The sequence below is a fragment of the Streptomyces sp. NPDC005533 genome, assembly GCF_042871845.1.
GTDB lineage: Bacteria > Actinomycetota > Actinomycetes > Streptomycetales > Streptomycetaceae > Streptomyces.
In genome coordinates, this window is sequence record NZ_JBIAJH010000001.1 from 115,473 (window position 1) to 136,018 (window position 20,546).

Annotated in this window: 14 protein-coding genes; 9 read left to right on the forward strand and 5 right to left on the reverse strand. The window is 72.2% G+C overall.

Going from position 1 to position 20,546, the window contains the following annotated elements:
* Positions 1-369: 369 nt before the first annotated feature.
* On the forward strand, positions 370-3,006 hold the full coding sequence (glgP, locus tag ACFYP3_RS00550) for an alpha-glucan family phosphorylase (protein WP_388824514.1): 2,637 nt from the start codon (positions 370-372) through the stop codon (positions 3,004-3,006).
* A gap of 19 nt (positions 3,007-3,025) precedes the next feature.
* Here glgP and ACFYP3_RS00555 read toward each other — a convergent pair whose 3' ends face one another.
* Positions 3,026-4,027, reverse strand: a complete 1,002-nt coding sequence (locus ACFYP3_RS00555; protein WP_388824517.1) for an Lrp/AsnC family transcriptional regulator — start codon at positions 4,025-4,027, stop codon at positions 3,026-3,028.
* A 145-nt stretch (positions 4,028-4,172) separates the two neighbouring features.
* Between ACFYP3_RS00555 and ACFYP3_RS00560 the strand changes: the two genes are divergently transcribed.
* Both ACFYP3_RS00560 and ACFYP3_RS00565 read left to right on the forward strand, forming a co-directional pair.
* Entirely contained in the window at positions 4,173-5,723 is a 1,551-nt protein-coding gene (locus tag ACFYP3_RS00560) for a DHA2 family efflux MFS transporter permease subunit (RefSeq protein WP_388824520.1), read from the forward strand.
* A gap of 171 nt (positions 5,724-5,894) precedes the next feature.
* The gene (locus tag ACFYP3_RS00565) at positions 5,895-6,539 is read left to right on the forward strand and encodes a hypothetical protein (RefSeq protein ID WP_388824523.1); all 645 of its coding nucleotides are present in this window, start codon (positions 5,895-5,897) and stop codon (positions 6,537-6,539) included.
* A 128-nt stretch (positions 6,540-6,667) separates the two neighbouring features.
* Here the strand turns inward: ACFYP3_RS00565 and ACFYP3_RS00570 are convergent, their stop codons facing one another.
* Entirely contained in the window at positions 6,668-8,941 is a 2,274-nt protein-coding gene (locus ACFYP3_RS00570) for a M4 family metallopeptidase (RefSeq protein ID WP_388824526.1), read from the reverse strand.
* A gap of 382 nt (positions 8,942-9,323) precedes the next feature.
* Here ACFYP3_RS00570 and ACFYP3_RS00575 point away from each other — a divergent pair, with 382 nt between their 5' ends.
* Positions 9,324-10,799, forward strand: coding sequence for a sugar transferase (locus tag ACFYP3_RS00575; RefSeq protein WP_388824529.1), 1,476 nt, complete (start codon positions 9,324-9,326; stop codon positions 10,797-10,799).
* A 30-nt stretch (positions 10,800-10,829) separates the two neighbouring features.
* Here the strand turns inward: ACFYP3_RS00575 and ACFYP3_RS00580 are convergent, their stop codons facing one another.
* The gene (locus tag ACFYP3_RS00580) at positions 10,830-11,774 is read right to left on the reverse strand and encodes a GDP-L-fucose synthase family protein (RefSeq protein WP_388824531.1); all 945 of its coding nucleotides are present in this window, start codon (positions 11,772-11,774) and stop codon (positions 10,830-10,832) included.
* Positions 11,775-12,025: 251 nt separating this feature from the next.
* On the opposite strand from ACFYP3_RS00580, the gene gmd reads away from it, so the two are divergent.
* The 4 genes from gmd to ACFYP3_RS00600 all read left to right on the forward strand — a co-directional run bounded on the left by gmd (position 12,026) and on the right by ACFYP3_RS00600 (position 17,172).
* Positions 12,026-13,039 (forward strand): GDP-mannose 4,6-dehydratase, encoded by a 1,014-nt coding sequence (gmd, locus tag ACFYP3_RS00585; protein WP_388824534.1) that lies wholly within the window; start codon positions 12,026-12,028, stop codon positions 13,037-13,039.
* Positions 13,040-13,283: 244 nt separating this feature from the next.
* Positions 13,284-16,061: a LamG-like jellyroll fold domain-containing protein gene (locus ACFYP3_RS00590; RefSeq protein WP_388824537.1), complete on the forward strand. Its 2,778-nt coding sequence runs from the start codon at positions 13,284-13,286 to the stop codon at positions 16,059-16,061.
* Between the two features lie 101 nt (positions 16,062-16,162).
* Positions 16,163-16,831: a hypothetical protein gene (locus ACFYP3_RS00595; protein ID WP_388824540.1), complete on the forward strand. Its 669-nt coding sequence runs from the start codon at positions 16,163-16,165 to the stop codon at positions 16,829-16,831.
* Between the two features lie 125 nt (positions 16,832-16,956).
* Positions 16,957-17,172: a DUF6458 family protein gene (locus tag ACFYP3_RS00600; RefSeq protein ID WP_030026053.1), complete on the forward strand. Its 216-nt coding sequence runs from the start codon at positions 16,957-16,959 to the stop codon at positions 17,170-17,172.
* A gap of 20 nt (positions 17,173-17,192) precedes the next feature.
* Here ACFYP3_RS00600 and ACFYP3_RS00605 read toward each other — a convergent pair whose 3' ends face one another.
* Positions 17,193-18,308: a glycosyltransferase gene (locus ACFYP3_RS00605; protein WP_388825202.1), complete on the reverse strand. Its 1,116-nt coding sequence runs from the start codon at positions 18,306-18,308 to the stop codon at positions 17,193-17,195.
* A gap of 8 nt (positions 18,309-18,316) precedes the next feature.
* Positions 18,317-18,856, reverse strand: coding sequence for a WcaF family extracellular polysaccharide biosynthesis acetyltransferase (locus tag ACFYP3_RS00610; RefSeq protein ID WP_388824543.1), 540 nt, complete (start codon positions 18,854-18,856; stop codon positions 18,317-18,319).
* Positions 18,857-18,975: 119 nt separating this feature from the next.
* On the opposite strand from ACFYP3_RS00610, the gene ACFYP3_RS00615 reads away from it, so the two are divergent.
* Entirely contained in the window at positions 18,976-20,499 is a 1,524-nt protein-coding gene (locus ACFYP3_RS00615; protein ID WP_388824546.1) for a hypothetical protein, read from the forward strand.
* The last annotated feature ends 47 nt before the right edge of the window (positions 20,500-20,546 follow it).

Sequence of the window (20,546 nt, forward strand, 5' to 3'; positions counted from 1 at the left end):
GGAGCGGGTATTACCAAGCCCTGCATCGACATCCCGGCGGGGCTCCGTCAAGTCGGCCGGTACTAGGTGACGTAGGGCCGACACCACCCGTCCCACGGGTCTCCCGGGCCCCTTCCGGACCGCCCGAACGAGTGGCCGGGAGACGGGGCCTCCGTACGCGGATACCCCGGCGAACGGGTTGTGCACGGCGGGGGAGGGGTCCGGTCCGGACCCGCGGGCACCGGCAGGGGGCGGGAGGCGGGGGGCCGGCCGCCGCCGCAGGCGCCATGGCCGGAACACGCGGGCCTCGCTAGCCTTCCCGGGGTGATGCGCGGGTGCACAGCGTGGTGCGGCCGCTCCGATCCGCAATCCCCTGCGAAGGTGGAACGTGTGAAGGCTATCCGTCGATTCACCGTGCGCCCCGTCCTCCCGGAAACCCTGCTGCCGCTCACCGACCTCGCGCGCAATCTGCGCTGGTCGTGGCATGCCGAGACCCGTGAACTCTTCCAATCCGTCGACCCCGAGGGCTGGCAGGCCGCCGGTGGCGACCCCGTCCGGCTGCTCGGCGCCGTCTCCGCCGCCCGCCTCGCCGAACTCTCCGCAGACCGCCGCTTCCTGCGGCGGCTCGCCGTCGCCGCCGCCGACCTCGACGACTACGTCAACGGCGGGAGGTGGTACCAGAGCCATGAGAACGGCGCGGAACTGCCCGCCGCCATCGCCTATTTCTCCCCCGAGTTCGGGATCACCGCCGCCCTGCCGCAGTACTCCGGCGGCCTCGGCATCCTCGCCGGGGACCACCTGAAGGCCGCCAGCGACCTCGGCGTCCCGCTCATCGGGGTGGGACTGCTCTACCGGCACGGCTACTTCCGGCAGTCGCTCTCCCGCGACGGCTGGCAGCAGGAGCACTACCCCGTACTCGATCCCAACGAGCTCCCGCTCGGCCTGCTCCGCCAGGAGGACGGGACCCCCGCCCGGGTCTCGCTGACCCTGCCCGGCGGCCGCGCCCTGCACGCGCACATCTGGCAGGCCCGCGTCGGGCGGGTGCCGCTGCTGCTCCTGGACTCCGACGTCGAGGACAACGACGCCGTCGCCCGCGAGGTGACCGACCGGCTCTACGGCGGCGGCAGCGACCACCGGCTGCTCCAGGAGATGCTCCTCGGCATCGGCGGTGTCCGCGCCGTCCGGCTGTACTGCGCGCTCAGCGGCCACCCCGCCCCCGAGGTGTTCCACACCAACGAGGGCCACGCCGGCTTCCTCGGGCTCGAACGCATAAGGGAACTGGAACGGGAGCAGGGGCTCGGCTTCGACGCCGCCGTCGAGGCGGTGCGCGCCGGTACCGTCTTCACCACGCACACCCCCGTCCCGGCCGGCATCGACCGCTTCGAGCGGGCCCTGGTCGCCCGGCACTTCGGGGACGGCGGGGAACTGCCCGGCGTCCCCGTCGAGCGGATCCTGGAGCTCGGCGCCGAGACCTATCCCGGAGGCGACCCCGGGGTCTTCAACATGGCCGTGATGGGACTGCGGCTGGCCCAGCGCGCCAACGGGGTGTCCACCCTGCACGGCGCCGTCAGCCGGGAGATGTTCGCCGGCCTGTGGCCCGGCTTCGACCCGGCCGAACTGCCGATCACCTCCGTCACCAACGGGGTGCACGCCCCGACCTGGGTGGCCCCCGAGGTGGTCCGGCTCGGCGTCCGCCAGATCGGCGCGGGCCGCACCGAGGACGCCCTGTCGGTCGGCGGCTCCCAGCGCTGGGACGCCGTCGCCGAGATCCCCGACCAGGACGTCTGGGACCTGCGGCGGGTGCTCCGGGAGCAGCTGGTCCAGGAGGTACGGGACCGGCTGCGGGCCTCGTGGCTCCAGCGCGGGGCCGCCGCCGCGGAGCTGGGCTGGGTGGACTCCGTGCTCGACCCCGACGTGCTGACCATCGGCTTCGCCCGGCGCGTGCCCTCGTACAAGCGGCTGACGCTGATGCTGCGCGACCCGGACCGGCTGCGCAGGCTGCTGCTGGACCCGGACCGGCCGGTGCAGATCGTGGTCGCGGGCAAGGCGCATCCGGCCGACGACGGCGGGAAGCGGCTCGTGCAGGAGCTGGTGCGGTTCGCGGACGACCCGCGCGTGCGGCACCGGATCGTCTTCCTGCCCGACTACGGCATGGCCATGGCGCAGAAGCTCTACCCGGGCTGCGACGTCTGGCTGAACAACCCGCTGCGGCCGCTGGAGGCGTGCGGGACGAGCGGGATGAAGGCCGCGCTGAACGGCTGCCTCAACCTGTCCGTGCTGGACGGCTGGTGGGACGAGTGGTTCGAGCCGGACTTCGGCTGGGCCATCCCGACCGCCGACGGGCTCGGCGCGGACGAGGACCGGCGGGACCACCTGGAGGCGAGCGCCCTCTACGAGCTGATCGAGGGCCGGGTCGCCCCCCGCTTCTACGACCGGGCCGGGCGCGCCGGGCTGCCGGTGCGGTGGATCGAGATGGTCCGGCGCACGCTCGTCTCGCTGGGGCCGAAGGTGCTCGCGGGCCGGATGGTGCGCGAGTACGTGGAGCGGCTGTACGCGCCGGCCGCCCTCGCCCACCGGGCCCTCGACGCCGGGGCCGCGCGCGACCTCGCGTGGTGGAAGGGCCGGGTCCGGGCGGCCTGGCCGCGGGTCTCCGTCGAGCACGTGGAGGCGCTGGCCGCGGCTCCCGTGAACGGCACCGCCGAGCTGGGGTCCACCCTCACCCTGCGGGTGCAGGTGTCGCTGGACGCCCTCGCGCCCGAGGACGTGGAGGTCCAGGCCTTCGCGGGCCGGGTGGACGCGCAGGACGTGATCCGGGACGGGCGGACCTTCCCGCTCAAGCCGGCCGCGGGACCCGACCTGGAGGGTCGCTGGGTCTACGAGGGCCCGCTCGCCCTCGACCGTACGGGGCCCTTCGGCTACACGGTGCGGATCCTGCCCGCGCACCCGCTGCTGGCGACCCCGGCCGAACTGGGCCTGGTCGCGGCTCCGGTGGACACGGACGCGGGAGGCGGCGTACTGCTGCGGTAGGCGCCGCCGCGGTACCGCTTCAGGGGGCGGGCGGCGGATCGACCAGCCGCTCGCCCTCCACGAGCATCCCGGCCCGTTTGACGCTGCGCAGGGCCGGGATCACCTCGACCTGCCCCACGCCGTCCACCGCGCCGATCCGCTCGGTCAGGTAGGTGTAGAGCGCGTCGGTGTCCCGGCACACGACCACCGCCATCAAGGAGGCCGCCCCGGTCACGGCCGCCGCGAAGGGCACCTCGTGGTGGCTCGCCAGTGCGGCCCCCACCTCCGCCAGCCGGGCCGGCGGGACGGTCAGCACCATGGTCGCCTCGGCCTCGTAGCCGAAGAGGGAGGGGACGAACTCCACGTCGAAGAAGAGGGCTCCGAGATCGCGCATCCGTTCCACCCTCCGGCGGGCGGTCGACTCCGACAGCCCGGTGGCGCGGGCCAGTTCCGGATACCCGGCGCGGCCGTCCCGGCCCAACACCGCGAGCAGCGCGAACTCCGTCTCGTCCAGGGCGTACCGGTCCGGCGCGGGCGGGGCCTCTGGCCGGTGCAGGGCCGCGATCTGATCCGGGCGCAGCGCCTCCACGCCCGCCCACGAGTCCGGCCCGCCGAAGAACTTCCGCAGGATGGTGTGGGCGCTGATGCCCGTCACCCGCCGGGTGCGCGGCAGCTTCTCCAAGAGCAGGGCGTCCCGGTCCCTGCGGGTGCGGGCCCGCGTCATGCAGTGGACCTCCGTGCCGCCCGAGTTCAGGGTCACCCACGCGATGTCCGGGCGGCGGGCGAGCGCCTCGGCCACCGGGAGCGCGGCGTCGGGGGCGCACTGCACCCGCAGCCAGGACTCGAACAGGCCGACGCGGCTGCCCTGCGGCAGCCCGACCACCCGCACCAGACCGGTGGTCCGCAGCCTCCGGTAGCGGCGTACGACGGTCTGGTCGGAGACCTCCAGCACCTCGGCGAGCCGGCTGAAGGGGGCCCGGCCGTCGATCACGAGGGCGTGCACCAGGGACTGGTCGAGGGCGTCCAGCTGCGTGTCGGTCATGGTTTCCATCATGACAGGGGTGTCGATGACGGAAATCCGGCGGAAGCGGGCCGCTGGATGGGGGCGGGCCCTGGGCGGTGGGACCTTGGGGTCACCGCGGATCCGCCCGCGACCCCGCCCCTGCGCAATCCTGAGGAGAACACCCATGCGCAAATGGCTGCCCCTGACGGCCGTCTGCCTCGGCGCTTTCATGCTCCTGGTCGACGTCACGATCGTGACCGTCGCCCTGCCCGACATGTCCGCCGACATGCACACCGGTTTCGCCGGTCTCCAGTGGGTGATGGACGTCTACGCCCTCGCGCTGGCCGCCCTGCTGCTCGGAGCGGGCTCGCTCGCCGACCGGATCGGCCGCCGCCGCGTCTACCTCATCGGGCTCGGGCTCTTCGCCGCCGCCTCGCTCGCCTGCGGGCTGGCCACCGGCCCGGCCGAACTGATCGCCTTCCGCGCCGTCCAGGGCGTCGGCGGAGCCGCCATGTTCGCCACCACCATGGCCCTGCTCAGCGCGTCCTACCAGGGCCGCGACCGCGGGGTCGCATTCGGCGTCTGGGGCGCGGTCAACGGCGCCGCCGCAGCGGCCGGGCCGATCATCGGCGGGCTGCTCACCGAGAACTTCGGCTGGCGCTGGATCTTCTTCATCAACCTGCCCGTCAGCGCGCTCGCCGTGTACGTCACTGTCAGGGCGGTGGCCGAGTCGCGCGACCCGCACGCGGGGCGCCTCGACCTGCCCGGCATGGCCACCTTCACGGCGGGCGCCGCGGCCGTCACGTACGCGGTGATCCGCGTGGGCGAGAACGGCTGGGGCTCGCCCACCACCCTCGGCCTGCTCGGCCTGGGCGTGGCCGCCTTCGCCGCCTTCGTCCTCGTGGAACTGCGCAGCGCCCGCCCGATGCTGGACCTCTCGCTCTTCCGCAGCCGCACCTTCGTCGCCGTCATGGCCGCCGGACTGCTGCTGTCCGGGGCCGCGTTCTCGTACCTCATGTACGTCTCCCTGTGGCTGCAGTCCGCCGAGGGGATGAGCCCGGTCGGCGCGGGCCTGGTGCTGCTGCCGCTCAGCGCGGCCGGCTTCGTCGTCGCCGCGGTGGCCGGCCGGCTGCTGCACGGGGTACCGCCCCGGCTGACCATCGGCGGCGGGCTGCTGCTGATCGGCGTCGGCGCGCTGCTCCAGGCCTGGATGCTCGACGCCGGGGACGGCTGGACCGCCCTGGTGCCCGGGCTGCTCGTGACCGGTGTCGGGGTGGGCGCCGCGACCCCGGCGCTGGCCGCCACGGCGATGGGGGCCGTGGCCCCGGCCCGGGCGGGCATGGCGGGCGGCGCCCTGAACACGGCGCGCCAGCTGGGCACCGCCCTCGGCATCGCCGTCCTCGGGGCGGTCTTCCACGCGGGGCTGCGTTCCGGGCTCGGCGACGGCGGCCGGGGGCTGGCGGAGCCGCTGGCCTCCGGTGGCGCCGGGCAGGTGCTCGCCGAGGCCCCGGCGGGCGCGGCCCGCGAGGCGCTGACCGGCCTGGTGGACGCCGCCTTCGCGAGCGGTCTGCGCGAGACGTTCCTGGTCTCGGCCGCGATGGGGCTGGCCGGCGCGCTGGCGGTCTTCCTCCTGCTCCGCGGCGGGGCCCCGGCGGCCGCCGCCCCGCTCCCGCGGCCCCGCACGGAGTCCACCGGGGCCCACGGGCCGGCGGGGGCGCAAGCCGTACGGAACTGAGCCCGTGCGGGGCCGAGGGGGTGCGGAAGGAGCCCGTACCGCTGGGACCTCACGGGTGAACCTTCGAACGTACTGGGCATGCCGAATCGTTTCAGCTACCTCCTCCGCTCCTACGCTGCCCGCGGATGCCACCGGACCCGGCATCCGCGGACCCGAGGAACGGATTTCCCCATGCGTCTTCGTACCACCGCCGCCGTGCTCGTCGGCGCTCTCGCGCTCGTCCTGCCCACTGCCGGCCCGTCGCTGGCCGACGACCACGACGACCGTGTGCTCGGCACGCTGAACTACCGCTTCGTCAACGACGACGACGTCGAGGAGATCGGCCAGATCAGGCCTGCGAACAACCACACCTGCTACGTGCTCACGCGCACCTCCCGGGACAGGCCCGCGGTCGCCGTGCAGAACAACACGCGGTCGCGGGCGCACCTCTTCGACAACCGCAGCTGCTCCGGCGAGGAGGTGGCGACGCTGGGCCCGGACCGGCAGGTGAACCGGGTGAGGGTCGTCTCGGCCTACTTCACGCCGGTGCACGAGGGTGACGACGGCCGCGGCGACAACGACGGCCGTGGCGACTGGAACGACGGCGGCGACCAGGGCCGCGAGGACGAGGGCCGCGGCGACTGGAACAACGGCGGCGACCAGGGTCGTGAGGACGAGGGCCGCGAGGACGAGGCCCGTGAGGACGAGGCCCGCGAGGACCAGGGCCGCGGCGACTGGAACGGCGGCGGCGACCAGGCCCGCGACGACCAGGCCCGCGGCGACGAGCGAGAGCAGGAGGAAGACCTCATCGAGCGGGTCTTCCGCGCCCTCGGCTGACCTGCCGGCCCGCCGACCCGGGACAGGGCCCGGCGCGGGGCCCATGGGACAGGGCCGCCCGGGGAGGTCTTCTCCCGGGCGGCCCCGTGTCTATCTGTTCAGCTCCTGCTCACGCGGCCCCGACGGGGTCAGAAGGTGAGCTTCCAGCTGTTGATGTAGCCGGTGTCCAGGCTGGCAGCGTCCTTGACGCGGAGCTTCCAGGTGCCGTTGGCGACCTCGGAGGAGGCGTTCACGGTGAAGGACTGGACGATGTTGTCCGCGCTGCCGCCGGTGCGGTTGCGCAGGTTGTACACGCTGCCGTCGGGGGCGACCAGGTCGACCACCAGGTCACCGACGTAGGTGTGGACGATGTTCACGTCCACCTTCAGCGTGCTCGGGGCGTTGCCCGTGCGGGTCACCGCGAGCGGGGACTCGACCGTGGCGTTGTCCGCGATCTGGTAGTCGTTCGTGTTCTCGAAGACGTTCTGCTGGGAGGTGCCGACCGTCCAGGTGAAGGACGTCGTCCCGGTCTTGCTCTGCGAGTCGGTCACCGTGACGGTCACGTTGGACGTGCCCGCGGTGGTGGCCGTGCCCGAGATCAGGCCGGTGGAGGAGTTGATCGACAGGCCGGCCGGCAGGCCGGTCGCCGCGTAGCTCAGCGCACCCGGGTTGGTGCTGGTGGCCTGGACCTGCAGGCTGACAGCGGTGTTGACCTGGGTGGTCTGGTTCGGGATCGCCGTGACCGAGACGCCGCTGGGCGCGGGGCGCGATCCGACGGCGATGGCCGCCCAGGCGTGGGCCACGTTGTTGTAGGTCGCCGAGCCGGCGCCGTACAGGTCGGCCGCCGCCTGCAGGGTGGCCGTGCGGGCCGCCGCGTAGTTGGTGTTCGACTTGAACAGACCGGTGGTCAGCGCGCGGAACCAGATCTTCGAGGCGGCGTCACGGCCGATCGCGGTGACCGGGAGGCCGTCGGCGGTCGGCGAGTCGTAACTCACGCCGTTGACGACCTTGGCGCCGGAGCCCTCGGAGGCCAGGTAGTACCAGTGGTTGGCCGGGCCCGAGGAGTAGTGGACGTCGATGCCGCCGAGGCCCGAGTACCAGGAGTCCTTGGACGAGCCGTCCTTGCTCGGCTTGTCCATGTAGCGCAGCGGGCTGCCGTCGCCGTTGATGTCGATCTTCTCGCCGACGAGGTAGTCGCCGACGTCCTGCGGGTTGTTGGCGTAGAACTCGACGGCCGCCGCCATGATGTCGGAGGTCGCCTCGTTCAGACCGCCGGGCTCACCGCTGTAGGTCATGTTGCCGGTGACCGAGGTCAGACCGTGGGTCATCTCGTGCGCGGCCACGTCGGTGGAGGTGAGCGGCTTGTTGTTGCCCTCACCGTCGCCGTACGTCATGCAGAAGCAGGAGTCGCTCCAGAAGGCGTTGACGTAGGCGTTGCCGTAGTGGACCCGGCTGTACGGGGCCACGCCGTCGTTGCGCAGGCCGTTGCGGCCGTGCACGTTCTTGTAGTAGTCCCACGTGACGGCGGCGCCGTAGTGGGCGTCACCACCGGCCGTCTCCAGGTTGGAGGGCGTGCCGTTGCCCCAGATGTCGTCCGGGCCGGAGAAGAGCGTGCCGGTGCCGGAGCCGGTGCCGCGGTTGAGGTTGTACGTCTTGTGGCCGCCGCGCGCGGCGTCGGTCAGGTTCCAGGTGCTGCCCGACTGGGTGGTCCCGAGGGTCACCTGGCCGCTGTACATGGTGTTGCCGGTGCCGGTCTCGATGGCCTGCCACTCGGTGATCTTGGCGCCCGTCTTGGCGTTGGTCACCACGTGCAGCTCGTTCGGGGTGCCGTCGTGCTGGAGGCCGCCGACGACGGTCTCGAACGCGAGCACCGGAACGCCCTCGGCCGCCCAGATCACCTTGCGGGCGTTCTTGGAGGCCTTGGCATCCTTCGAGCCCTCGGCGCCGGCTGCGGAGATCGCCTGGCTCTCCGCGGCCGCCGGGGTGACCGTGGCGTCGGTGTCGGCGACCTTGATCTCGTGGTTGGTCGCCTTGGTCACGCTCTTGGTGACTCCACCCTTGGCGTGCACGGTGAGGTCACCGCCGAGCACGGGGAGGCCGTCGTAGGTGCGCTCGTACGTCGTGTGCGTGGTGCCGTCCGCATCCTGGACGACATCGCGGACGACGAGTCGCTCGCCACTACCGAGGCCGAGGGCCTTGGCAGCCTGCGCGGTGGTCGAGTTGGCCTCGGCGAGGAGCGTCGCACGCTCCGAAGCGCTGAGTACGCGGTTGGCCGCGCCCGGATTGGGCTGGGCGGCCTTGGGTGCCTGGGACGCGGTGGCGTCGGCGGTGGCGGTGCCGGTCTGTATGCCTACGGCGAGCAGGGCTGCCGCGGCAACGAGCGCGCCGGCCGCGGTGGCACGCCTCTGGGGGGTGGACCTCAACGCAGACTCCTTCTGCAAGGGGGGTTCCGGATGGCTGGGTGGGCCTCCGGGCAGAACAGGGCTGGTGCGATGAACGGTCGAAGATTGCCACTTGGCGGACTAGATGTCAGGGGCGCGTCAAAAGGTTGGCCGGAAACGGTTCGTTGTTCGAAGATACGTATCCGGTATCCGGACCATTCACCTTCGTGTGCGATGCAGGGTGTCCGGCTTCCGGAACGGCTGATACCGGTTGCTAACACTTGCGCAACAAGAGGCTGCGTTGACCCAAACGGCGTTTACCGTACGGGTGTTTGTCGTACTGTTTCCCGGTGCGGCAGATGTCCGTTGCCAGGGGAAGCCATGGACACCCGCCAACGTCATAGACCACGTGCCAGGGGGGCCCATGAGGCATGTCCATTTTCCTGCGCAAAGAGTGGCCGGGACGGCCCATGAGTCCGTCGGGTCCGCCCGCCGCCACGGAGACAAGGCCCGCTGGTACCGCCCGGCCGCCGTCGCCGCCGACTTCTTCGGCGCCGCCCTTCCCGTAGGGCTCGTCTTCGACGCCGCACAGCAGGTCCGGCCCCTCTACTGCGCCCTGGCCGCCGCCGTGGCGTGGACCGGGGTACAGGCGCTGCGCCGGCGGTACACGGCACGCGCGCTCGGGGAGTCGCGCGGGGTGCTCCCCGTCGTCCATGACTGGCTGATTCTCATCGGCGTGCTGGCCGTGGCCCGCGTGGTGACCGAAGAGGCCACCCCCCGCCTGTCCGCCCTCGGCGCCCTGCTGCCGGCCCTCCTCATCACCGTCGCCTGCCACAAACTGACCTACCGCCACCTCTCGGCGGCCCGCCGCGAAGCCCAGGCCGTCAGCCGGGTCCTCGTCGTCGGCGAGCCCGACGCCGCCGAGGACGTCATCGCGCACCTCGCCGCCCGCACCGACCACCCGTACGTGGTCGTCGGCGTGGTCCCGGTCGGCTCCGGTGCGCTCTCCAGCGGGGTGCCCGTGGCGGCCCGGCTCGACGAGGCGATGCCCGAGGCGCCGGCCGGCGACTCCGCGGCCGTGCTCGGCGCCGTCGCCAGCCACCACGCCGACCTGGTACTGGTGGCCCCCGGTGTGCGGATCACGGGGGAGCGGCTGCGCCGCGTCGCCTGGGCCCTGCACGACGCCGGGCTGGAACTGGCCATCTTCCCCGGGCTGGTGGAGGTCTCCGTCAAGCGGCTGGAGACCCTCTCCGCGGGCGGGCTCGCCGTGCTGAGGGTCGCGCCGCCCGTCAGCCGCGGGATGCAGACCCTGCTCAAGTCGGTCCTGGACCGGGTGGGAGCCGCGGTCGGGCTGCTGCTGCTCGCGCCGGTCTTCCTCGGGATCGTGCTGGCCATCCGCCTCGGCTCGCGCGGTCCGGCCTTCTACCGGCAGCAGCGCATCGGCCGTGACGGGGTCCCCTTCGTCATGTGGAAGTTCCGCACGATGGTGATGGACGCCGACGCCCGCAAGGCCGAGCTGTCCGGGGCGAACGAGAACGACGGCCTGATGTTCAAGATGCGCCGCGACCCCCGGGTGACCCGGGTGGGCCGGCTGCTGCGCCGCACCTCGCTGGACGAACTCCCGCAGCTGGTCAACGTACTGACGGGCGACATGTCGCTGGTCGGCCCGCGCCCGCCGCTGCCGGAGGAGGTGGCCCAGTACGACGAGGTCGAATTGCGCCGGCTCACCGTGCGGCCCGGGATGACGGGGCTGTGGCAGATCAGCGGGCGGTCCGACCTGTCCTGGGACGAAACGATCCAGCTCGACCTGCAGTACGTCGACAACTGGTCCTTCACCAGCGACGTCGACGTGATGGGCCGCACGCTCCGCGCCGTCGTCGACGGCCGCGGAGCGTACTGAGGCACCGGAACACCGGGGCCGCCCGTGCGATCAGCTCTGCTCGCGCCACCACTTGTACGTGGCGGCGATCCCGTCCCGCAGCGGGACGGCGGGCTTCCAGCCGAGCGAGGTCAGGCGGTCGACGTCCAGCAGCTTGCGCGGGGTCCCGTCCGGCTTGGAGGTGTCCCAGGCGAGGCGGCCCCGGAAGCCGGTCACCTCGGCGACCGTCTCGGCGAGTTCCCTGATGGTCAGGTCCTCGCCGCAGCCGATGTTGACCGGCTCGTCGCCGTCGTAGCCGCCGAGCAGCACGGCGCAGGCGGCGGCCAGGTCGTCCACGTGCAGGAACTCCCGCCGCGGGGTGCCCGAGCCCCACAGGGTGACTTCCTCGCGGCCCTCGGCCGCGGCCTCGTGGAAGCGCCGGATGAGGGCGGGCAGGACGTGCGAGGTCTCCAGGTCGAAGTTGTCGCCCGGGCCGTAGAGGTTCGTGGGCATGGCCGAGATGTACGAGGCCCCGTACTGCTTGCGGTACGACTGGACCTGGACGATGCCGGCGATCTTCGCGAGGGCGTAGGCCTCGTTGGTGGGCTCCAGCGGGCCGGTCAGCAGGGCGTCCACGCGGATGGGCTGCGGGGCCAGCTTCGGGTAGATGCAGGACGAGCCGAGGAACAGCAGCCGGCCCACACCGGCCGCGTGCGCGCCGGCGATGACGCTGAGCTGGATCTGGAGGTTCTCCTCCAGGAACTGCACCGGGTAGGTGCTGTTGGCCATGATCCCGCCGACCTTGGCGGCGGCCAGCACGACGGCGTCCGGGCGGACGTCCTTCAGGTACGCGCCCGTGGCGGCCGCGTCGCGCAGGTCGAGGTCGGCCCGGCCCCGGGTGAGCACCTCGTGGCCGTCGGCGGTCAGCCGCCGGGCGACCGCGGACCCCACGAGGCCGCGGTGGCCCGCGACGAAGACGCGGGCGTGCGGGGGCAGGAGCGGCAGCGAACTTGTCATACCGCCGATGATGCCAGTCCGCTCCCGCGCGGGGCGCAGTGGTCCGGCCCCCGCGGGCCCGGTCCCGCCGCCCGCACCCGCACGGGCCCCGGTGGCGAAGGTGTGCGGGCCGTGTGCGAAGGGCGTGGAGGAATCCGCCGCAAAGGCGGCTGGACCGGGCGTGTACGGTACGCATCCAGTCCCCCGGGACCGCGAACGGGTGGGGGCGCCCCGCTCACACAACTGACCGAAACCATCCCCAGGGGGACCGCATGGGCAAGACCGCACTGATCACCGGCGTCACCGGGCAGGACGGCTCGTACCTCGCCGAGCTCCTGCTCTCCAAGGGCTACACGGTGCACGGGCTCGTGCGGCGGTCCTCCAGCTTCAACACGGAGCGGGTGGACCACATCTACCAGGACCCGCAGACGGCCAACCGGTCCTTCGTCCTGCACCACGCCGACCTCTCCGACGGCGTCGCGCTGGTGAACCTGCTCCGTGACATACGCCCCGACGAGGTCTACAACCTCGGCGCGCAGTCCCACGTCCGCGTCTCCTTCGACGCCCCGCTCTACACGGGCGACGTGACCGGTCTCGGCGCGCTGCGGCTGCTGGAGGCCATCCGGGCCAGCGGTGTCGACACCCGCATCTACCAGGCCTCGTCCTCGGAGATGTTCGGAGCCACCCCGCCCCCGCAGAACGAGGGCACCCCCTTCCACCCGCGCAGTCCGTACGGCGCCGCGAAGGTCTTCGCGTACTGGACCACGGTGAACTACCGCGAGGCGTACGACATGTTCGCCGTCAACGGGATCCTCTTCAACCACGAGTCCCCGCGCCGCGGCGAGACGTTCGTGACGCGCAAGATCACCCGCGCGGTCGCCCGCATCAAGGCCGGTCTCCAGGACCACCTCTACCTCGGCAACCTCGACGCGGTGCGCGACTGGGGCTATGCCCCCGAGTACGTCGACGCCATGTGGCGGATGCTCCAGCAGGACGAGCCCACCGACTACGTCGTCGCCACCGGTGTGGCCGCCACCGTCCGCGAGTTCGTCGAGTCCTCCTTCTCGCACGCCGGTCTCGACTGGACCGAGCACGTGCGCTACGACGCCAAGTACGAGCGCCCCAGCGAGGTCGACGCCCTCATCGGCGACGCCTCGAAGGCCCATGACCTGCTTGGCTGGAAGCCGTCGGTCCTGGTGGCGGAGCTGGCGCAGATCATGGTGGACTCCGACATTCGCCAGGTCGAGGACCAACTCGCGGGCGTGACGGTCCGCATCGACCGCTGAAGCCTTATATTTCCCCTACGATTTGCCGTGTCCCGGTCATTCGCGCACTTCCCCGCGGGTATGACCGGTTCAAACCTGTCATATGTCCGTTGTGCACCCTCGATGCCGAGCCGTTGATTCCAAGTTGGTATGCAATGGGTCAAGAGGGGTGACCAGGCCCTCGCGTGAGCCCTAGTCTGCGCCCGTACATATGGCTGTTCGGATAGTTCCAGCCATCAAACCGGGCAATTGCCCTGGGGGGCTCATGCGTAGATCCAGAGGGCTGACTGCTGCCCTCGTCCTGTCACTGGCCGGTGCCGGCACCGGCATAGGCCTGGTGTTGATGCCTCAGGCGTCCGCCATCACCCCGCCGGTGGCATTCACCGCCGACGAGCTGCCCACCTGGCAGCCGGACGGCATCGTCTTTGCGATGGCCCAGGCGAACGGCACTGTCTTCGCCGGCGGCACCTTCTCGGCGGTCCGTCCGCCCGAGGGCGCCGCGGGCGCCGAGCAGGAGGCCGTGAACTTCGTCGCGCTCGACGCCGCGACGGGCAAGCCCACCTCCTGCAAGCTCGCCTTCACCATCGGCGACGGCACCGCGACCGTGCGCACCCTGGTCGTCTCCAAGGACAAGAAGACCCTGTACGCGGGCGGCTACTTCGGCGCCGTCAACGGCACCCCGGTCTCCAGCCTCGCGGCGATCGACATCGAGAGCTGCACCCCCAAGGCATCGTTCCACCCCGGCTTCCCCGCCACCGTGCGCGGGCTCGCCGTCACCGACGACACCCTGTACGCCGCCGGCGACTTCAACGCCGTCGACGGGCAGACCCGCGAGCGGTTCGCCGCCGTGGACGCCGGCACCGGGGCGCTCAAGCCCTTCGTCGCCAACGTCGACGAGCCGGGCCGCGCCGTCGAGGTCACACCCGACGGCAAGAACGTCCTCCTGGGCGGCGACTTCTTCACGGTCAACGGCTCCAACAGCCACGCGCTGGCCGTGGTCAACGCCACCACCGGCGCGGTCACCAAGACCTACACCAACATCCCGTCGAACTCGGTCGTCAAGGACATCTCCACCGACGACACCGGTTTCTACACGGGCCACGAGGGCTCCGGCGGCGGCGTCTTCGACGGTCGCATCGGCCTGCGCCTGAGCGACTTCACCGAGAAGTGGCGCGACCGCTGCCTCGGCGCCACCCAGTTCGTCCTGCCGTACCAGGGAGTGCTCTACAGCTCCTCGCACGCGCACGACTGCTCCACCGAGCTGGAATTCCCCGACGGCAAGCGGAACTTCCTGCTGGCCCAGCCGACCAACCACGACGGCGCCGCCCCCGCGCCCGTCGACGGTTTCGTGCGCGGCCCCGGCAAGCTCGGCTGGCACCCCACCGCCAACGACGGCCTCGGCGAGGGGATCGGCCCGCGCGTCATGGCCGTGGCAGACAAGAACGACGTCAAGTACCTGTGGGTCGGCGGTGAGTTCACCCTCATCAACGGCAAGGCGCAGCAGGGCCTGACCCGTTTCGCCTCCACCGGCGACATCGGCGCCCCGACCACCCCGGTGGCCAGCGCCGCGAGCGTCAAGCCCGGCGAGGCCCAGGTCCGCTGGCGCACCAGCTACGACGCGGACGACAGCAAGCTGACGTACCGCATCTACCGCAACGGTTCGGCCACCCCGGCCGCGACGGTCACCGCCAGCTCGCTGGAGTGGCAGCGCCCGCAGGCCTCCTGGAACGACACCACGGTCAAGGCCGGCCAGACGTACACCTACCGCGTGACCGCGACCGACGACGCGGGCAACACCAGCGCCCTGTCGGCCGTCGCCTCGGTGACGATCCCGACCTCGGTCCAGACGTACCCGAACCAGGTCCGCCAGGACGGCGCCGACCTGTACTGGCGCTACGACGACTCCGTCAGCCCGTACGTGGCCGACTCCTCCACCGGTGGCAACACCAGCGGTGTGCAGTTCAACGCCCCGGCCCTGCGCCAGACGCCCGGCGCGGTCTCCGGCGCCAGCACGGCGATGGGCTTCAACGGCACCAGCCAGCTCGTGCACAGCGACCGCCGCCAGTCGGTCGGCAACACCTTCACGGTCGAGACCTGGTTCAAGACGAACACCACGCGCGGCGGCAAGCTGATCGGCTTCGGCAACAACACCACGCGCAGCAGCGGCTCGAACGACCGCCACATCTACATGACCAACACCGGTCGCCTCGTCTTCGGCGTCTACAACGGCTCGGCCCGGACCGTCTCCACGGGTCTGTTCGAGACGTACAACGACAACAAGTGGCACCACGTGGTCGGCACCCAGGGCCCCGGCGGCATCACGCTGTACGTCGACGGGCAGAACAAGGGCTCGCTGAACGCCACCAGCACCAGCACCTACGCGGGCTACTGGCACGCCGGCGGCGACAACCTCTCCGGTTGGCCGACCCGCCCGACGAGCAACTTCTTCGCCGGTCAGCTCGACGAGACGGCCGTCTACCCGACGGCGCTCACCCAGGCCCAGGTCAAGAACCACTTCGACCTGGCCAAGGCGCCCACCGACTCGGTCTCCGCGGTCAAGGCGACCGAGGACACCTACATCAACCAGGGCGCCCCGAGCACGGCCTACGGCACGTCCACCTCGCTCGCGGTGCGCGGCACCTCGGCGTACGAGACGTACCTGCGCTTCAACCTGCCGGCCGCCCCGGCCGGCCAGGTCCTGAAGTCCGCCTCGCTGCAGATCAAGACCTCCACGCAGACGGGCGCCGGCACCGCCGACACCGTCTCCGTGGTCCCGGTCACCGGCACCTGGAGCGGCGCGGGCACCACCTTCAACACCAAGCCCACCCTCGGCACCACCCCGCTCGGCACCCTCGCGGGCGTGCCGGACGGCTCGGCGGTGCACAGCGTCGAGCTGGACACCACCGCGCTCTCCGCGGTGCTGGGCGGCAGCTACAGCCTGGGCCTGACGAGCACGGGCACCGACCCGCTGTGGATCTGGTCGGCGGAGTCCACGGCGGCGGAGGGTACCCCGCAGCTGGTTCTGACCTTCGGCGCGAAGTAGCGACCCTCCAGGCAACCGCCTGACGGTGAGCGGGGCCCGGCGCTACCCGGCCGGGCCCCGCTCGCCCGTCCCACCCCTGTAAGTAGTACGGGAGCCATCCGATGTACCGACGCTCCGCGGCGGCCGCTGTCCTGCTGACCGCCGCCCTGACCCTGACCGCCTGCAGTTCCGGCGGTGACGACTCCGAGGCGAAGGTGAAGCCCCCGGCCTCGTCGGCGGCCCCCGATCCCGCGGACGCCCCGGCCGCGGCGGAGCCCGCGGCCGACGCGAAGCCGACGGGCCCGGTCCTGCCCGACACGAAGCTCACCCCGAAGACGGGCAGTTTCACGGCGCAGGAGAAGAAGTACCTGAGCGGGCGGGTCCCGGAGAAGACGGACCCGGCGGCCGTCCTGCAGACCGGCCAGGAGGCCTGTCAGCGGGTGGCGCGCACCGCGAAGCACGACAAGGACGCGGCGACCGGGGCCGTCATCACCGGGGAGATCCCCGGCGCCAAGGACGCGATCACGTACCTGTGCCCGGACCAGAAGCCGATCCTCGACGCGGCGGCGAAGGGCTTCGCCGAAGGCCCCAAGCAGTCTCCCGCGGCGGGTGGTTACCGGGCGCTGACCCAGGCCACGAACTGCACCTGGGAGGCCAAGGGCAAGGACGGCTCCGTCCTCGCCTCGGGCCCCGAGGCCCCGCTCAAGGCCGGCGACAAGATCACGGCGACGATCCCGGCGGGCACGGCGGAGTTCAACTCCTCGGGCTGCTACGCCTGGATCCCCGCGTAGCACCGCGGCACGCCGCCGGCGCAGGACACGCCCCCGAGGACCGGACTCCCGGCCCCCGGGGGCGTTTTCGTGTCCCGGACCCGGGTATCCGCGCGGTCACAGCCACAACGGCGGAAGGCGGACACATGGGCATCGGCGGATGCATCGGTTTGATCGTGGTGGGCGCCATCCTCACCTTCGCCAGCGACTGGGAGATGGAGAGCGTCAACCTCGACCTGGTCGGCCTGATCATGATGGCGGTCGGCGGGATCGGCCTCGCCGTCTACACCAGCATCTACAAGCGGCGCCGGGCCGCGGGCGCGATACCGGTCGTGGAGGAGCACCGCCGGGACGTCATCTGACGCCGCGGCGGGGCCTCGCCTCACCCGCGCAGCGCGCCCTCGTACACCGGCACCAGGGTGTCCAGGACCGCGTCCATGGAGAAGGAGTCCGCGGCCAGCCTGCGGGCCGACAGCGAGGCCTCCCGGTTGGCGACCGGGTCCAGCAGGGCCAGTACGGCCGCGGCGAGGCCCGCCGGACCCGGATCCACCGCGTGCCCCGCACCGGCCCGCGCGACGTCCCGGGCCAGGCCGTTGGAGTGCGTGACCACCGAGGGGACGCCCACCGAGAGCGCCTCCAGCACCGACATCGGGAACGGCTCGTCCACCGAGGGCAGGACGTACACGTGCGCCCGGCGCAGCTCCGTCAGGACCTCCGCGCCGGACAGCGCCCCCGTCACCGTGAACCGGTCCGTCAGGCCCAGCTCCCCGATCCGGGCGCGTACGGCCCCCAGCTCGCCCTCGTCCGGACCCGCGACCACGAAGCGCGCGTCCGGACACGCCGCCAGGACCGCCGGGGCCGCGTCCACGAAGTCCACCGGCCGCTTGCGGGCCTGCAGGCGCGCCGAGTAGAGGATCCGCGGCGGGCCGGCCAGCGGCGGCCGCTCCTCCTGCGCCGGGGTCCCGTTGACCAGGCGCACCGCGTTCGGCAGCGGTGCGCCCACCACCGCGTCCAGGCCCTCGCGCTCGTGCGGGGTCAGGTACAGCAGCGCGTCCGCGCCGCGCAGCAGCCGGCGCACCGCCACCGCGTCCAGCACCTTGGCCAGCAGCTTCTCGCTGGGGTCCACCATCCCGTGGGTCTGCAGCACCAGCGGCTTGCCCGCCCGCAGCGCCGCCAGCGCCACCGGCAGGGTCACCAGGTCCCGGGCCAGGTGGACGTGGACGAGGTCGGCGTCGCGCACCAGCCGGCCGGCCGACGCCAGCAGCGCCGGCGAGGTCATCCCGCTGAAACCGAGGGGGAGCAGACGGCGGGCCGGGAACAGCTTCGCCGGTACGCCCTCCACGGAGGTGGGCCACTCGTCGAAGCCCTCGCCCAGCGCGAGCAGCCGCGCCTCGTGGCCCCGGGCGCGCAGCCCCTTCGCCAGGTTCAGCGCGACCCGGACCGGCCCGCCGAAGGCGTGCGAGGGGGAGTGCAGGGTGACGGCGTGCAGCACGCGCATCGAGGGGCTCACTTGGGTTCCTCCACCGGGCGGCGCCGCCCGTCCTGGGTCTGCAGGGTCAGCTCCGGCAGGTCCGTGTACACGACCGAGCCCGCCCCGGCGACCGCGCAGCGGCCCACCGTGACCCCGGCCAGCACGGTCGCCCGTACGGCCACCCAGGCGCCGTCCTCGACGGTGATGGGCGCGTTGCGGTAGCGGAAGTCGGCGGCCCGGTGGTCGTGCGAGCCGGTGCACAGCATGGCCTCCTGCGAGAGGCACACGTGCGAACCGATGGTCAGCGGCTCCAGGTTCAGCAGCCAGGCGCCCTCACCGATCCAGGTGTGGTCCCCGACGGTGAGCTTCCACGGCCACAGCACGCGCACCCGGTGGCGTATCAGCACGCCCTCGCCGATCTTCGCCCCGAAGGCCCGCAGCAGCGCCACCCGCAGCCGGGCCGGGCAGAACCAGCTCATGAACAGCGTGTTCATCACGGCGAACCAGAGCGCCTGGGACAGCAGACCGCGGCCCTTGTCGTATCCGGCCAGCGTGAAGGAAGGAAGGTCCCGCAACTGTCGCCCCCATCTGCGCCCCCGGACTCCGTCCCGGGGGACCCCGGCCGCCGCCTCCCCGGGCGTGGCCCGCTCAGACTAGACTGCGCGCGGACCAGGCACATCGGGTGGGGGCGGCAGTGACGACGGACATACGCAAACCCCCCGCAACGCCCGCGAAGCAGCCCGTCCCGTCCCCCTTCGAGGACGAGAGCCTGTGGGGCCGGGCCACCCTCCCGCGCACCCTGCTCTCGCGCGCGTTGTCGGTGCCGCTCGCGCTCGGATTCACCGTCTTCCTGCCGTTGTTCGTCGCCGCCCAGACGGGCGCGGGCGTCCGTGACGCGGCCTTCTGGCTCCAGCTCCTGCTCACCATGTACGCGGGCGCCCGGCTCTCCGCGATGGTGCTCACCAGCCGCCGCAAGCTGCTCCAGGGCTCCTTCTGGCTCTTCGTCTACATGGCCATGGGCGTGGCCCCGCTCGCGCAGGCCGTCCTCGGCCAGGTCCCGACGCCGGTCGTCGGCCCGCGCTCCGACCTGACGATCGCCATCGGGCTCGTGCTGCTCGGCTGCACCGCCTTCGACGTCGGCGTGCTGCTGGCCCGGCACCGGCCGGCCGGACGCGCGGGCGGCTCCCAGAAGGAGTCCAGGCCCGTCATGGCGCACCGGCGCCGGCTCCAACTCCTCACGGTCCTCTCGTTCCTGTGCAGCGCCGCCTTCGTGATGAAGCTGGGCGGCCCGGCGGTCTTCTTCTCCAGCCGCCAGGAGATCATCGCGGGCATCGAGGAGGCGGGCGTCTCCAACGGCGACGGCCAGGCCGGGCAGGCCCTGCTGCGCGGCTTCGGCACCGTACCGGCCCTGCTCGCCCTGCTCCTCCACACCCGCTGGCTGATCACCTCGAAGTTCGCCCGCCGCAAGGTGTCCATCCTCGTCACGTGGGGGGCGCTCGCCGGACTCAACCTGATCGTCAACAACCCCATCTCGAACCCGCGGTACTGGTTCCTGACGGTCATGTTCGCGATGCTGTTCACCGTCTTCCCGGTGAGCGCGGCGATGTACCGCGTCGCGCTGTCGATGGCGGTGGTCGTCGCCCTGCTGATCTTCCCCTTCGCCGACCGCTTCCGGTACGACGAGAAGAACTACCGGCCGGTCGAGACCACGTCCTTCCTGGAGCCGATGGCCCTCAAGGACTACGACCAGATCGGGATGTTCGCGAACACCATCACGTTCTCGGAGTCGGGCCCCGGGCACTTCTACGGACGCCAGCTGGCCGGCTCGATCCTGTTCGCGGTGCCGCGTTCGGTGTGGCCGGGCAAGCCGCGGGACACCGGCGTGATGGTCGGCCAGTGGATGGGCACGGTCAACACCAACCTCTCCTCCCCGATCTGGGCGGAGCTGTGGCTCGACTTCGGCCCGCTGGGCATGGGCGCGGGGCTGCTGGGCATGGGGTACGCCGCCGCGCGCGTCGACAGGCGCTACGCGAAACGGGCCACGCGGAGGTCGCCGCCGGGCAGCCTGATCTCGGTGGTCGTCCCGCTGGTCGCGGGCTACTCCTTCATCCTGCTGCGCGGCCCGCTGCTCCAGGCGTCGGGGCGCGTCGCGATCGCGGCCCTGTGCCTCGCGCTGGTCGCGACCCACCGCACGGACAAGTCCACCACCCTGCGCTGACGCTCCGCGCCGGGGTCCGCGCCTCAAATGCCGGCGCAGCGGCTGAG